Origin of the sequence: Sphingomonas caeni, from assembly GCF_026013415.1 — a bacterium.
GTDB lineage: Bacteria > Pseudomonadota > Alphaproteobacteria > Sphingomonadales > Sphingomonadaceae > Sphingomonas > Sphingomonas caeni.
Map to the genome: position 1 here is coordinate 607,902 of NZ_JAPDOK010000002.1, position 13,902 is coordinate 621,803.

The 13,902-nt window shown below is 67.8% G+C and carries 13 protein-coding genes; 3 read left to right on the forward strand and 10 right to left on the reverse strand.

The genetic code is table 11. The features are described 5' to 3' along the window. Positions 1–132: 132 nt before the first annotated feature. The 4 genes from ppc to gyrB all read right to left on the reverse strand — a co-directional run bounded on the left by ppc (position 133) and on the right by gyrB (position 7,105). Positions 133–2,802 carry a phosphoenolpyruvate carboxylase gene (gene ppc / locus OF829_RS07720; protein ID WP_264939402.1) on the reverse strand — a complete coding sequence of 890 codons (2,670 nt, stop codon included), beginning with the start codon at positions 2,800–2,802 and terminating at the stop codon, positions 133–135. Positions 2,803–3,030: 228 nt separating this feature from the next. Further along, positions 3,031–4,017, reverse strand: a complete 987-nt coding sequence (locus OF829_RS07725; RefSeq protein WP_264939403.1) for a L,D-transpeptidase family protein — start codon at positions 4,015–4,017, stop codon at positions 3,031–3,033. Positions 4,018–4,124: 107 nt separating this feature from the next. Continuing rightward, the gene (locus OF829_RS07730; protein WP_264939404.1) at positions 4,125–4,559 is read right to left on the reverse strand and encodes a hypothetical protein; all 435 of its coding nucleotides are present in this window, start codon (positions 4,557–4,559) and stop codon (positions 4,125–4,127) included. Positions 4,560–4,576: 17 nt separating this feature from the next. Next, a complete protein-coding gene (gene gyrB, locus OF829_RS07735; protein ID WP_264939405.1) occupies positions 4,577–7,105 on the reverse strand; it encodes a DNA topoisomerase (ATP-hydrolyzing) subunit B in 2,529 nt (842 codons plus the stop codon). A 210-nt stretch (positions 7,106–7,315) separates the two neighbouring features. On the opposite strand from gyrB, the gene OF829_RS07740 reads away from it, so the two are divergent. Then, a complete protein-coding gene (locus OF829_RS07740) occupies positions 7,316–7,975 on the forward strand; it encodes a hypothetical protein (RefSeq protein ID WP_264939406.1) in 660 nt (219 codons plus the stop codon). A 17-nt stretch (positions 7,976–7,992) separates the two neighbouring features. Here OF829_RS07740 and OF829_RS07745 read toward each other — a convergent pair whose 3' ends face one another. Together OF829_RS07745 and recF are read right to left on the reverse strand one after the other, a co-directional pair. Next, positions 7,993–8,310 carry a hypothetical protein gene (locus OF829_RS07745; protein ID WP_264939407.1) on the reverse strand — a complete coding sequence of 106 codons (318 nt, stop codon included), beginning with the start codon at positions 8,308–8,310 and terminating at the stop codon, positions 7,993–7,995. 89 nt (positions 8,311–8,399) lie between these two features. After that, a complete protein-coding gene (recF, locus tag OF829_RS07750) occupies positions 8,400–9,485 on the reverse strand; it encodes a DNA replication/repair protein RecF (protein ID WP_264939408.1) in 1,086 nt (361 codons plus the stop codon). Positions 9,486–9,573: 88 nt separating this feature from the next. Between recF and OF829_RS07755 the strand changes: the two genes are divergently transcribed. Together OF829_RS07755 and OF829_RS07760 are read left to right on the forward strand one after the other, a co-directional pair. Next, the gene (locus OF829_RS07755) at positions 9,574–10,293 is read left to right on the forward strand and encodes a hypothetical protein (protein WP_264939409.1); all 720 of its coding nucleotides are present in this window, start codon (positions 9,574–9,576) and stop codon (positions 10,291–10,293) included. Then, positions 10,290–11,009 carry a hypothetical protein gene (locus OF829_RS07760; RefSeq protein ID WP_264939410.1) on the forward strand — a complete coding sequence of 240 codons (720 nt, stop codon included), beginning with the start codon at positions 10,290–10,292 and terminating at the stop codon, positions 11,007–11,009. The genes OF829_RS07755 and OF829_RS07760 overlap by 4 nt, the downstream gene beginning before the upstream one ends. Positions 11,010–11,012: 3 nt before the next feature. On the opposite strand, the gene OF829_RS07765 is transcribed toward OF829_RS07760, so the two are convergent. The 4 genes from OF829_RS07765 to dnaN all read right to left on the reverse strand — a co-directional run bounded on the left by OF829_RS07765 (position 11,013) and on the right by dnaN (position 13,780). After that, complete coding sequence (locus tag OF829_RS07765; protein ID WP_264939411.1) at positions 11,013–11,774, reverse strand: Coq4 family protein; 762 nt, start codon at positions 11,772–11,774, stop codon at positions 11,013–11,015. Between the two features lie 136 nt (positions 11,775–11,910). Beyond that, positions 11,911–12,294 carry a hypothetical protein gene (locus tag OF829_RS07770; RefSeq protein WP_264939412.1) on the reverse strand — a complete coding sequence of 128 codons (384 nt, stop codon included), beginning with the start codon at positions 12,292–12,294 and terminating at the stop codon, positions 11,911–11,913. Continuing rightward, entirely contained in the window at positions 12,294–12,671 is a 378-nt protein-coding gene (locus OF829_RS07775) for a hypothetical protein (protein WP_264939413.1), read from the reverse strand. Before OF829_RS07775 ends, OF829_RS07770 begins: the two co-directional genes overlap by 1 nt. After that, entirely contained in the window at positions 12,668–13,780 is a 1,113-nt protein-coding gene (gene dnaN, locus OF829_RS07780; RefSeq protein WP_264939414.1) for a DNA polymerase III subunit beta, read from the reverse strand. Before dnaN ends, OF829_RS07775 begins: the two co-directional genes overlap by 4 nt. Between the last annotated feature and the right edge of the window lie 122 nt (positions 13,781–13,902).

Here is a 13,902-nt window from a genome sequence, read left to right on the forward strand (position 1 = left end):
AAGTTGACACAGGCTTCACACTATCGCGCATTCTTTCCGGCGCGCGGTTCCGGAGGATCGACAGGGTCAAAGAGCGGCCGATGGTGAGGTCGGCCGGGCGAGCCAAGCAGGCGAAATCCAACATTTCAAGGCCTAGCCGCTGTTCCTCAGCGCCGTCGCGATCGCGTTGATCGAGAGGAGGATGCCCTCGCCGATGCGGGGATCGGCCTCGCCCGCGCGGTGGCGCTTGATCAGTTCGATCTGGAGCAGGTTGAGCGGCTCGATATAGGGGAGCCGGAGGCGGACCGAGGCCTCCAGCGCGGGGTGCTTTTCGAGCAGCCGCGTCTGGCGGGTGATCTGGAGCAGGCCGTCATGGGTGCTTTGCCAGCCGCTCCGGACACGGCCAAAGATCGCGTCGCGGAGTTCGGCGTCCTCGACCAAGGCGGCATAGCAAGCGGCGACGCCCATGTCGGACTTGGCGAGCACCATCTCCATGTTCGCGAGCGCCGAGGCGAAGAGCGGCCAGCCCTCGGCCATTTCGCGCAAGAGTCCCTTGTCCCCGAAGCCTTCGAGCGCGGCGCCGACGCCGTACCAGCCGGGCAGCATGATCCGCGCCTGCGCCCAGCTGAACACCCAGGGGATCGCGCGCAGATCCTCGATCGCGTCCGATTTCTTGCGGCTCGCCGGGCGCGAGCCGATCTTGAGCCCGGCGATCTCGGCGATCGGGGTGGCCTGGCGGAAGAAGCTGCGGAAGCCCTCGGTCTCGTAGACCAGGCCGCGATAGGCCTTGAAGGCGGTGTCCGAGAGCTGGTCCATCGCCGCGGCGAAGCGCTCGGCATCCGCATGCGCGACCCTGGGGGGTTCGAGGCTGGCGAGGAGCGTGGCCGAGGCCATCGCCTCGAGATTGGTCATCGCGCTTTCGCGCGTGCCATATTTGGCGGCGATCACCTCGCCCTGTTCGGTGATGCGGATGCGGCCCTGGACGGTGCCCGGCGGCTGGGCGAGGATCGCCGAGAAGCTCGACCCGCCGCCGCGCCCGACCGCGCCGCCGCGGCCATGGAAGAGCTGCATCGCAACGCCCGCCTTTTCGAACACCGGCGCGAGCGCGGTCGATCCGCGGCTCAATTGCCAGGTCGAGGTGAGATAGCCGCCATCCTTGTTCGAGTCCGAATAGCCGATCATCACTTCCTGATGCCCGCGCGCCTTGGCGATCGCCGAAACCTCGGGAAGGGCGAGCCATGCTTCCATGATGCCCGGTGCCGATTCGAGATCGCCGATCGTCTCGAACAGCGGGATCGCCATGATGTGCGCCTGGGGCCGCTCGCCGGGGATATAGAGGCCGGCTTCCTTGAGCAGGATATGGACCTCGAGCAGGTCCGACACCGATTGCGCCATCGAGACGATGTAATGGGCGATGCAGCCGCGGCCATATTTGGCGTGGGAAGCGGCGGCCTCGCGGACGATGGCGAGTTCGGAGGCGGTTTCGTCGCTATAGGCCGCATAGGGGCTGGTGAGCGGGCGGGGGCTTTCGAGCTCGCGGCGGAGCAGGGCGACGCGCTCGCCTTCGGAGAGCTTGAGATAATTTTCGGTGACGCCTGCCGCGGACAGCAGCTCGGCGACGACGCGCTCATGGACCGCGCTGTTCTGGCGCATGTCGAGCGTGGCGAGATGGAAGCCGAAGCTCTCGACCGCGCGGATCAGCCGCCCGAGCGCGCCGCCGCTGGAGAGCGGGCCCTGGCTGCCCAGCGCGCGGGCGATGGCGGCGAGTTCCTCGCGGAGTTCGGCGGGGGTCTCGTAGGGCGGTGCGGCGATCGGCGCGGGGCGCGGCGGCGCCTTGCCGGTGAGCTTGAGATGCGTGGCGGAGAGGCGCGCATAGATGCCCGAAAGCGCGCGGCGATAGGGCTCGTCCTGGCGGCTGACGGCGGTGTCGTGGCTGGCCTCGGCGAGCGCCAGCACCGCGGGATCGACATCGCTGTGCTCGGTCGAGATCGACAGCTCGGCGCCGAGCGCATGGACCTGCTGGAGATAATGGACGAGCACCGTTTCCGAGGCGCGGGCGAGCGCGAGGCGCATCGACTGGGCGTCGACGAAGGGATTGCCGTCGCGGTCGCCGCCGATCCAGGACCCCGCGCGCAGGAAGCTGGGGCTCCGCGCCCCGAGCGCCCGGTCCCAGCGGGCGTGCAGCGCGGGGATGACGGGGAGGAACACGTCGCGCAGATAGGAGAGCGCGGTCTCGACCTCGTCGGCGACGCCGAGCTTGTCGCGCCGCAGCACGCGCGTCTGCCACAGCAGGGCGATCTGGCGGAGGATCGCCTCCTCGATGCGGTCGCCGTCGGGGGTTTCCTGAAGACCCATGTCGCGCAGCGCCATCAGCTCGGCGATGCGGTTCTTGTGGTCGATCATCGACTTGCGGCGGACTTCGGTCGGGTGCGCGGTGAGGACGGGGACGATGAGCGCATGATCGAGCAGCGCCGTCACCGCATCGTGCCCGATCCCTTCGGCCTCGAGCCGCTCGAGCGCGGAGGTGACATCGGCATGCGGCTCGGCGGCGACGCCCTGGCGGTCCTCGGCGAGGTTTGCGAGCATCGAAAAGAGCATGAAGCCGCGGGTGAAATCGAGCGTCTCGTCGAGGGTGAGGCGTTCGAGTCCGGGGTCGGTCGCGTCGGCGCCGGCGACGCCGCGATGGCGGTCGACCGAGGTGGCGCGGATATATTCGATCCGCTTGTACAGGCCCTCGCCGCCATAGCCGCGGATCACGTCGCCGAGCAGCCGCCCGAGGAAGCGGATGTCGGGATTGTTCGCGATCGGGGGCGCGGCAGCCATGGGTTGTTGCTGCACTGCAATAAAGTCGGGGTCAACCATCGGAGACAGGATTCCCGGACAAGGAATTCTGTTCCCGGCGAAAGGGTGGAATTCAGAGCCCGATCCGCCTCCCCTGAATCGTCATCCCGGCGAAAGCCGGGACCCAGAGCCAAGCAGGATGGCGCCCGTGGCCCTGGGTCCCGGCTTTCGCCGGGATGACGCAGGTGGTTCAGCCTTGCCGGATCAAATTCAGCGCCCCGAGGTCACGCTCGCATCGCCCATCCAGCCCGGGACCTCGGCTTCGGGCTCGAGCACCGCGAGCTGCTCGCGCGGGGCGGAGAAGGCGCCGAGCGAATCGGGGATGACGACCAGGGTCGTCCCCGGGCCGATCACGGTGGCGAGCGCCTGCTGGAACAGGTCGCCCCGCTGCTGGAAACGGTTGCCCCCGTCGGCATCCGGCACCTCCGCCATGGCGGGCTGGCCCGGGAGCGGCACCTTGCGCCAGCGATACTCGCCGCCGACCACGCCCTGCAGCACATAGGCCTGGACGCGATCGACCACGCCGTCGAACTGGACCGGCGCCGAGCCGATCTCGACCCCGTTGCGCAGCACGATCATCCGCCGGTCCGCGGCGCTGACCACGATCGAGACCGGCCCCGTGGGCGAGAGTTCCGGACGCCACATCGTCGGCGCCTGGGAGCCGGGCCGGTAGCCCGCATTCACCGTCTGCGGGGTCGGGGCGAGCCGGAGCTGCGCGGGCTGGTTGAGGACGATCACGGTCATGCCGAGATCGGTCTCGCCGAACAGCAGGGGCGCGAAATCGTGCGGCAGGCGGATGCAGCCATGCGAGGCGGGATAGCCGGGCAGATTGCCGCCATGCATCGCGATGCCCGACCAGGTCAGCCGCTGCATATAGGGCATCGGCGCGTTCGAATATTTGCTCGAACGGTGGTGCACCGCCTTTTGCAGTACGGTGAAGACGCCCTGTGGGGTGCGGTGGCCGGGGCGGCCGGTGGAGACCGTCGAGACGCCGATCGGGACGCCGTTGCGATAGGCGACGAGCCGCTGGGTGGCGATGTTGACGATCACCAGCATCGGGCCCTGGGGCGCGATTTCGGGCACCCAGATATATTGGCCGGGCTGGAGCTTCTCGACCGCCTGCATCACCCCGCCCGAATCGAGCGGCTGGCGCTGGGCGGCGCCCGCGGTGGCGAGCAGGGCTGCGCCGAGGGTCAATCCCAGAGCCCGCACGCGCTTCGATCTCAGCATGGAATCACCCCCGTGACGTCATGCCATCATGCATGAGGGCGGGCGGGGGAGTCGAGGGCGTAACGAGTGGACGGTCAGTCGAACCAGGTCCCGGCTTCGGACTCAAAGGCGAAGCCGCCGATCATCCAGCCGCGATCGAGCTTCATATAGATGAAGCGCCAGCGCATCACGGTGTTCTTGTGCAGGACGATATAGGTATCGCGGCGAACCATCGTTCCCAGGCTCTCGGTCTTGACCCGCTCCCAGCGCACCACTGGTCCGGACTCGGTGATCATCGCCTGGATCTGCCGCCGGATGCCGTCCAGCCGCGCCGCCAGATCGGGGGAGGTGGATGGGGACGCATCCACAATCGCCTTGACCGCGTCTTCGACATTGCCCTGCTTCAGCGGTTCGAAGATGTGGTTCGCGATCGGTTCGGGATCGGCCAGCGCCGCCGGCGCGGTTTGCGCGTGCGCCGTGATCGCCGGAAGCCCGGCGGCCAGCAGCGCCGCCACGATCAATGCCCGCATCATTCCCTCCCGATTCGTCACACGTCCAGATTCGCCACGCTGAGCGCATTCTCCTGGATGAACTCGCGGCGCGGCTCGACGACGTCGCCCATCAGCTGGGTGAAGATCTCGTCGGCGACATCGGCCTGGTCGACCTGGACCACGAGCATCGAGCGGTTCTGCGGATCGAGCGTGGTTTCCCAGAGCTGCTCGGCATTCATCTCGCCGAGACCCTTGTAGCGCTGGATCGCGAGGCCCTTGCGGCCCGCCGCCAGGATCGCTTCGAGCAGCTGGCTGGGGCGCGAGACGAGGCTTTCGCCCTTGCCGGCGACCACGGGCTCGTCATTGTCCTCAGCGGCCTGGGCTTCGGCCGCATCGACCTCCGCCGCGGCCGAGCCCCTGGACGAGACCAGCTTGGACGGGGTGAGGTAGGCCTCGGCCTGTTCGGCGGCGAGCGCGTGGAGCTTGCGCGCCTCGGCCGAGACGAGGAACGCGGCCTCGACGATATGGTGGTCGGTGACGCCGCGCCACAGCCGCTCGAAATGATAGCCGCCATCCTCGGTCACGCGGGCGGACCAGCGCGCGTCGGCGTCGGCGGCGTCGAGGCGGGTCACTACCGTGGTGAGCGACGCCGCGCGCTGCTCGCGCGAGGCGTTGGGATCGAGACCCAACCCAAGCGCCAGCGCCTCGATGATCATCGGATCGTAGCGGCGCGGAACATAGCGGGCGAGGGTGCGCATCCGGCGGGCATGTTCGACCAGGTCGCGCAGATCGTCGCCCATCCGCTGGCCGGCCGAGGTTTCGAGGATCGTGCCCGCGACCCCGGCATCGACCAGATACTGGTCGAGCGCGGCATCGTCCTTGAGATAGACCTCCGAGCGCCCCTTGGTGGCCTTGTAGAGCGGCGGCTGGGCGATGAAGAGGTGCCCGGCATCGATGATCTCGGGCATCTGGCGGTAGAAGAAGGTGAGCAGCAAGGTGCGGATATGCGCGCCGTCGACATCGGCGTCGGTCATGATCACGATCTTGTGGTAGCGCAGTTTCTCTAGGTTGAAGTCGTCGCGGCCGATGCCGGTGCCCATCGCCTGGATCAGCGTGCCGATCTCGCGGCTGCCCAGCATCCGGTCGAAGCGCGCGCGCTCGACGTTGAGGATTTTGCCGCGCAAGGGGAGGATCGCCTGGAAATGCCGGTCGCGGCCCTGCTTGGCCGAGCCGCCGGCCGAATCGCCCTCGACCAGGAACAATTCGGACTTGGCGGGATCGCGCTCCTGGCAGTCGGCGAGCTTGCCGGGGAGCGAGGCGATATCCATCACGCCCTTGCGACGGGTCAGCTCGCGCGCCTTCTTGGCGGCCTCGCGCGCGGCGGCGGCGTCGATCACCTTCTGGATGATCTGGCGCGCGACCGCCGGATTTTCCTCGAGCCATTCGGCCAGCTTGTCCGCCATCAGCGATTCGAGCGGCTGGCGCACCTCGGACGAGACGAGCTTGTCCTTGGTCTGGCTGCTGAACTTGGGATCGGGCAGCTTGACCGAGACGATCGCGGTCAGCCCCTCGCGCATATCGTCGCCGGTGAGGCTGACCTTCTCCTTCTTCAGCGCGCCCGACTTGTCGGCATAGTTATTGATGGTGCGGGTCAGCGCGGCGCGGAACGCCGCCAGGTGGGTGCCGCCGTCGCGCTGGGGGATGTTGTTGGTGAAGCAGAGGACGTTTTCGTAGTAGCTGTCGTTCCACTCGAGCGCGACGTCGATGGTGACGTCGTCGCGCGTCCCCGCGATCGCCACCGGATCGGGCATCAGCGCCTGCTTGTTGCGGTCGAGATACTTCACGAACGCGGCGATGCCGCCCTCGTAATAGAGCTCGACTTCCTTGATATCGGCATGCCGCGCGTCGCGCAGGAACAGGCGGACGCCCGAGTTGAGGAAGGCCAGCTCGCGATAGCGGTGCTCGAGCTTCTCGAAGTCGTACTCGGTGATCTTGAAGGTCGCGGGGCTGGCGAGGAAGGTGACCTTGGTGCCCTTCTTGCCCTCGGGCGCGGGGCCGATCACCTTGAGCGGGGCGACCGCGTCGCCATAGGCGAAGCGCATGTAATGCTCTTCGCCGTCGCGCCAGATGTTGAGATCGAGCCACTCCGACAGCGCGTTGACCACCGAGACGCCGACGCCGTGCAGCCCCCCCGAAACCTTGTAGGCATTGTCGTCCGACGTGTTCTCGAACTTCCCGCCCGCATGGAGCTGGGTCATGATCACCTCGGCGGCGGAGACGCCTTCCTCAGCATGGATGCCCGTGGGGATGCCGCGGCCATTATCCTCGACCGAGACCGAGCCGTCCGGGTTGAGCTGGATGACGATGCGGTCGCAATGCCCGGCAAGCGCCTCGTCGATCGCATTGTCCGAGACCTCGAACACCATATGGTGGAGGCCCGAACCATCGTCGGTGTCGCCGATATACATGCCCGGCCGTTTGCGGACCGCGTCGAGGCCTTTCAGGACCTTGATGCTGTCGGCACCGTAAGCATTCGTGTTGGGGGTGTTTTCGGGAGTCGTATCGTCACTTGCCATGCCCAGCATATAGGGAGCGAAGTCACGAAACGGAAGCAAAATGGGGGCTTCGGGGCAGCGGCCAGCCGGCTGTTTCGCCGGTGCCGTAGTGCTTGCGCGCCTCAGTGACGCTCGCCTAAGCTCGCGGTCGGGGTAAGATGCATGACAGAAGAGCCAAAGTCGCGCCGTCGTCGGCCATGGATCAGAATCGCTGAGCGATGGCTGGGTACCACGAATAGCGTGGCAGGCATCGTGGGCGCAGGAGCGGGCCTCTTAAGTGCAGGAATTGCCTATTATGCGTTGAAGGCGGGAGGCGAGGCCACAGTTTCCGATACCGGAAAGGACGAGCCCCCAGCTCTGACGCGAGAGCAGGAACCATGGCCGTCGCCGACGCCGCTAGCCTCCCAAACTCCTAAGTCGATACCTATACCGGCGGCTCAGCCTTCGACCCCCCAGCCCCAACCCGAAGCGCAACCCTCGCCAACGCCCGAGAGCGAACCGGCCCGCCAGCTCCCTGAGCGCATAGCGGATCGTTCGAAAGGCTGCCCAGCCCGCCAGATCGCCGTTCGGTTCGAACGCCCCGGAAACGTCTCAGGCGCATTCGAAGGCATCACCGAATCGCTGCTGGTCGTCATGTATGATTGCGATCAGGAGAGCGGGGACTTCAGCACCCTATTTTCGCGCGGAACCGGATCGCTGACCGGGACGGGCGGCCGCCTTCAGAGTGGGCGCCTGACCTTCGATTTCGGCCATCATTCGTCATCGATTTACGGCGAAATCCGGTGCTCGGTTTCGGCGCAAAAGGGCGATGATGGTGATTTTCACGGATCAATGTCGTGCGGAGCGACCTATCACGGCTATGTGATGAATATTCCGGAAGGTGTCGAAATCAGGCTGTAGCAGCAGGCGAGCGGTCCCTAGAAATCCAACTTGAAGCTGATCATCGCGCGGGGGCCGTCGGAGAAGGGATTGCTGCCCTCCTCGGCATGCACGCTCACCGATTTATTGGGCGAGAGCCGCCGTGCCGCAGGGCGGAAGACGGGCTCGCTCGGCCATTCGGGAAGCGCTTCGACCCGCTGCGATTCGAGGCCGCTGCCGCACACGAGGATATCGGCATCGGCATCGGGGCGGCACTGGGCCGCGCGCCGGCGGGTGAGCGTGGTGCGCGGCGCGGCGGGCTCGTCGCCGGGCGGTCCGGTCAGGTCCTGGGCCAGCAACAGCAGAACGGTCAGCATGCGCGCCCTCCCTCTCCGGCAGGGCTATCCGCGCATTGTGGCGCGTGCGCGGCGCGAGCGTGACGACACTTCACGCCTGCAGTGAGACGTCAGCCGATCCTGCCGTCCGCCACGCCGTAGCGCGTAGCGTCGGCGGACACCGCCGTGAACAGTTCGGGTTCGGTTCCCGTCATCCACACCTGCCCCCCACCCGCGAGCCGCTCGAACAGGGCGGCGCGGCGGCTGGGGTCGAGATGCGCGGCGACCTCGTCGAGCAGCAGGATCGGTGCGCGGCCGGTGCGCTCGGCGACCAGCTCGGCATGGCCGAGGACGAGGCCGAGCAGCAGCGCCTTCTGCTCGCCGGTCGAGCAGAGATGCGCTGCCTGACCCTTGCCCAGGTGCGTGACGATCAGGTCGGCGCGGTGCGGGCCCGCGAGAGTGCGGCCCGCCGCGGCGTCGCGCCGGCGGCCGTCGGCGAGTTCGCGCTGGAGCGTCCCGGCATCGCCCTCCCAGCCTTCGAGCGCGAGCCCGGCGCGCGCGAACGGGCCTTCCGCCTGCGCCGCCAGCCTTTCGCCGAGCGCCGCGACGGTGGTGCGCCGCGCCGTCTCGATCGCGGCGCCATGCTCGGCCATCCGCGCTTCGAGCGCCGCGAGCCAGCCGGCATCGGGCACGCCCCCATTGCTGTTGGCGTCCGCAAGGATCCGGTTGCGCTGGCGCATCGCCGCTTCGTAGCGCGCCGAATGATGGGCGTGGCCGGGCGCGAGCGCGAGCGCGAGCCGGTCGAGGAAGCGGCGCCGTTCGCCCGGCCCCTCGACGAAGAGCCGGTCCATCGCCGGGGTGAGCCACAGCACCGTCAGCCATTCGGCGAGCGCGGTCGCGGCGGCGGGGGCGCCGTTGATCCGGACGAGGCGGCGTTCGGGGGCGTCCGCCTGGGTGCCGGTGCCGATATCGACGCCCCCAAGCGCGTCAACCAGCGCGGCCGCCACGCCGAACCCGCCACTGCCGCCCTGCCGCGCCATCTCGCCCAGCGCGGCGCGGCGCAGGCCCCGGCCGGGGGCGAGCAGCGACACGGCTTCGAGGATATTGGTCTTGCCCGCGCCATTCTCGCCGGTCAGCACGACGAAGCCGGTGCCCGGGGTCAGCACCGCGTCGTGATGGTTGCGGAAGTCGGTCAGCACGAGGCGGTTAAGGGCCATATCGCGGCTCTAGCGCAGCCCCTTGTCCACGGCCACCGCTTCGCCGATGATCGCGCCCAGGATGCTTTGGGGGGCCGGAGGATTCGCGATGCGTCTTAAGCTGTTGTTCGCCGCGCTGCTGGCGCTGCTGCCCGTCCCGGCGCTTGCCGATGTCACGGCACACTATGTCGCCGGGCCCAAGGACCCGCTGGTGATCGAGGTCGCTGACGGCGGCAATGCCCGCTTCAGCATCGGCGACAAGTTCGCGGTCATCCGCCGCGACGGCGTCGATTATGTGCTGGTGGCCAACGCCACCGGCGGCTTCAGCATCGCGAAGCTGGCCGATGTGCTTGAGCTGATTTCGGGGCAAATGAAGAGCGGGGGTATCGACGTGTCGGTGAAACCGCAGCTCTTCGAGCTCAGCGCGGGCGGCGAGGAGAGCGTCGCGGGCTATTCGGGCATGGTGTGGACGCTCGCGCAGAAGCCCTCGGCACCGGGCAAGGGCCCCGGCGACCCGATCGATGTCGTGATCAGCGCCGACCCCGCGCTGGCGCCGGTCGGCACGGTGTTCCACCATCTGATCGACGTGATGAACCCGATATTCCGACTGGTGGTGGGCGATACCGGCAATCTGGGGAGGTTGCTGGGCGAGCTGACCGCCAAGGGAACGCCGCTGCGCGTCGGGCCGATCCTTGCGCTCGATTCGGTCAGCAATGCCGAAATCGGCGCCGAGCGCTTCGAGCTGCCGGGAACCGTGCTCGAGCCGATGGAGTTCCTCGCGGCGGTCAGCCCCGCGCAAAGCGGCGCCGGGATGCCGCCGCTGCCATGAGGGCGCTCCGCTTCCTGCTGCCGCTGGCGGCGGCCCTGCTCCCCGCACCCGCGCTGGCGGACGTGACCGCACGCTACGGCATCGGCTCGTCGATGCTCACCATCGAGGCCGATGACGGCGGCGACTGGCGGTTCCAGGTCAGTGGAAAGACGCCGATCCTGATCCTGCGCCACGACGGGATCGACTATGTCGTCCTGACCGATTCCACGGACAAGGTGAGCGTGACGCGGCTCGACGCGGTGCTCGCCGTCTTCTTCGGCAAGGTGCCGCCTCCGCCTGAAGGGCAGGCCTTCAAGCTTGAGGCCGGGCCGACCGATCGCGTCGCGGGCTATTCGGGCACGGCTTGGCGCTTCGGGCCCGAGGGCGAGCCGCCGATCGAATTGCTGATGAGCGCCGACCCCGTGCTGACCCCGATCGGCGACGTGTTCCGCCATCTCGCCGGGATGGGCGTGGACGGGCTGGTGCCGTTGCTCAAGGCCGATGCCAATGTCGCCGATCTGATCCGCGCCTTGTTCGCCAAGGGCACCCCGCTTCGGCTCCGGCCCCCGGAGACGGACCGCGACCGCTTCCTCATCGAACTCGCTTCGGTGAGCACCGCCGAAATCGATCCGGCGCGCTTCGTGCTGCCCGGACCGGAAATCTCCGCGGAGCAATTCTTCGACGCGCTCCGGAAAGGCAACGAGTCGAATCCGCCGCCGACGATCACGGTGAACTGAGGCTCAGATGCCCTTGAGCCCCTGCGCCGCGAGCCGCGCCTGCGCCTTGCGGTAAAGCACCGGCTCGCCGAGCCCGAGCCGCTTGCGCGCGGCATCGAGCGGTTCGGTGAGCAGCACCTCATAATCCTCGCCGTGGAGCCAGGCGGCGCGCTTGCCGAGGCGATAGCCCTCGATCACCGCGCGCAGGAACAGCGTCTCGCCGGTGACGCGCAGGCTCTTGAGCGCCGCGCCGAGGCCGATGAACGCCCAGCCATAGCCGCCGGTCTGTGCGAAGGAGAAGGCGACGAGGCAGGCCTCGCCCAGATGCTCGTCGGCCTTGTAGCCGGTGAGCACGTGCCAGATGTCGTGGATGTCGCGCTCGCGCCGGCCCATCCAGGCATAGGGATGCGCGACGTCGGCGCCCTGAAAGGCGCCCTCGGCCATGCTGATCTCGGCAAGCCCGTCCGCCGAATAGCCGGTCGAATCGAGAAAGCCGCGATAGGCGGCACCGACGCTGCCGGGCTCGAAACTGTCGATCCAGTTGCGGTTGGTCAGCCGCTCGGCCAGCTCGACATGCTCATAGGCCAGCCGCCCGCCATCGGGCATGGTCAGCAGCTTGCGATAGCTGCGCTGGGTCACGTCGCCGTTGAGCGCGCGCATGATGCGGAAGACCTGGTGCGTATCGTCGCCGTTCGCGAGCAGCTTGCGCAGCGCCGAAAACGCAATGCCCCACTCCCGCTTCATCGGGATCCCGGGATTGAAGGTCGGGGCGGGTTGGGTGGCCATGAACTCGGTCCGCATTATTGACATCGATGTAAGTAACAGCGACTCCGCTCGGGATCAACCCCAAAAATACGGATCGGTGCCGTCTGCCTACGCCAATCTGTTGAACGACCGGTTGAGAGCTGGGTTGAGGGCTCGATCAGGCGTAGACGCAGATCCAGAAGTCGGTGCCGCGCCAGCAGGCCGTGCTGGTGGTGGCGCGCCTGGCCCGGCCCCAGTTCAGCGTCGTGCCGGTGCGGGTCCGCGAGGTGACGTCGGCGACGCCGGGGCGGACGATCGTGACCAGCACCAGCACATCGTCGTCGATGATCCGCGCATTGCCCGGCCGCGCGACCGAGAAGCTGCCCCTGGCGCCGAGCGTGAAGATGCAGGGGCCCTTATAGGTCTCGCCATTGCTGTTGCCGAGTTCGCAGCGCGCCACGGGGAGCGGAGCGGCCTGCGCGGGCGCGGTCTTCTGGGCAGCCGCTGGACAAAGCTCCGCGATGCCGAGGGTTGCGGCTGCCAGGGCGATCAGGCGGGCCATCAGTAGGCGCAGACGCGGAAGTCCCGGCCCTCCCAACAGGCGCGGTCGCGCCGCGATCGACGCGCCGGGCCCCAGTTGCTCACGTGCCCGTCCGGCCCGGAATCGCTGACCACCGCCACGCCGCGCGCGGTGATCAGGACGAAGATCTCCCCGATCCCAAGGCCGGAGAGATCGCCCGAAGCGTAGGGAAAGGAGAGGCTGAATGAACCGCCGCGCTCCGCCTCGAACTGGCAGGGGCCGTCATATTGGATCGCATTGCGCATCCAGATGCTGCACCGCGCGGCCTTGACCGACTGCGCCGGCACAGGTGCCGATTGCGCGGGAACCGCAGTGCCGAACATGGCAAGGCTCAGGGCGACGAAGCCCCTCACCCTCACACCCGCATCGGCATCAGCACGTAAAGCGCGGGCGATTTGTCATTCTCGCGGATCAGCGTCGGTGCGGCGGCGTCGGCGAGGTGGACCTCGCACGTGTCGCCTTCGATCTGCCCGAGAATGTCCATCAGATAGCGGCTGTTGAAGCCGATTTCGAAGGGCTGGGCGGCGTAGTCGCCCGGGACCTCTTCGGCGGCGGCGCCGTTTTCCGGGCTCGTGACCGAGAGCGTCACCTTGTCGCGGTCGAGCGCCATCTTGACCGCACGGGTCTTCTCGGTCGCGATCGTCGAGACGCGGTCGACACCCTCCATGAAGCTCTTGGGGTCGATCTTGAGGATCTTGTCGTTGCCCGTGGGGATGACGCGCGAATAATCGGGGAAGGTGCCGTCGATCAGCTTCGAGGTGAGGATCGCCTGGCCGAGATCGAAGCGGATCTTCGAATTGGAGAGCGAGACGCCGACCGAGCCATCGACCTCGTCGAGCAGCTTGCGCAGCTCGGCGATGCACTTCCGCGGGATGATCACGTCGGGCATCGATTCGGCGCCGTCGGGGCGGGCGACGGTGACGCGTGCGAGGCGGTGGCCGTCGGTCGCGGCGGCCTTGAGCACCGGCGAGGCCTCGTCAGCGACATGCAGGAAGATGCCGTTGAGATAATAGCGCGTCTCTTCGGTCGAGATCGCGAAGCGCGTCTTGTCGATGATCTGCTTGAGCGTCTCGGCGGGCAGCTCGAACACGGTCGGCAGCTCGCCCTCGGCGATCACCGGGAAATCGTCGCGCGGCAGCGTCGAGAGGGTGAAGCGGGCGCGGCCCGCGGTGATGACGATGCGGCCCTCGGCGGCGCTCAGCTCGACCTGCGATCCTTCGGGCAGCTTGCGGACGATGTCGAACAGGGTGTGCGCGGAGATGGTGGTGGCGCCGGGCTGGTCGACCGCGGCGGCGATCGTCTCGTCGATCTGCAGGTCGAGATCGGTCGCCATCAGGCGGAGCGTGCCCGACGCATTGGCCTCGAGCAGCACGTTGGACAGGATCGGGATCGTATTGCGCCGCTCGACCACGGATTGGACGTGGCTGAGCCCCTTCAAGAGCGTGGCGCGTTCGATCGTCGCTTTCATCATCAACCCCCGAGGCCTTCGGTCCGGCTATTACGCCCGGGCAGAGGCAATTCTCCGTTCATCATTCTCTAGCGCGAAAAAGGGCCGGGGCAAGCGGCCCCGGCCCTTCATTCACAGCATAT

Bases quoted from the DNA above. Each gene is read 5' to 3' on its own strand.
- OF829_RS07745 (WP_264939407.1), bottom strand. From the start codon at position 8,310: ATGCTGACCGTTCTGCTGTTGCTGGCCCAGGACCTGACCGGACCGCCC.
- OF829_RS07765 (WP_264939411.1), bottom strand. From the start codon at position 11,774: ATGGCCACCCAACCCGCCCCGACCTTCAATCCCGGGATCCCGATGAAG.
- gyrB (WP_264939405.1), bottom strand. From the start codon at position 7,105: ATGCTGGGCATGGCAAGTGACGATACGACTCCCGAAAACACCCCCAAC.
- OF829_RS07730 (WP_264939404.1), bottom strand. From the start codon at position 4,559: ATGCGGGCATTGATCGTGGCGGCGCTGCTGGCCGCCGGGCTTCCGGCG.
- OF829_RS07760 (WP_264939410.1), top strand. From the start codon at position 10,290: ATGAGGGCGCTCCGCTTCCTGCTGCCGCTGGCGGCGGCCCTGCTCCCC.
- OF829_RS07770 (WP_264939412.1), bottom strand. From the start codon at position 12,294: ATGGCCCGCCTGATCGCCCTGGCAGCCGCAACCCTCGGCATCGCGGAG.
- OF829_RS07755 (WP_264939409.1), top strand. From the start codon at position 9,574: ATGCGTCTTAAGCTGTTGTTCGCCGCGCTGCTGGCGCTGCTGCCCGTC.
- dnaN (WP_264939414.1), bottom strand. From the start codon at position 13,780: ATGAAAGCGACGATCGAACGCGCCACGCTCTTGAAGGGGCTCAGCCAC.
- ppc (WP_264939402.1), bottom strand. From the start codon at position 2,802: ATGGCTGCCGCGCCCCCGATCGCGAACAATCCCGACATCCGCTTCCTC.
- recF (WP_264939408.1), bottom strand. From the start codon at position 9,485: ATGGCCCTTAACCGCCTCGTGCTGACCGACTTCCGCAACCATCACGAC.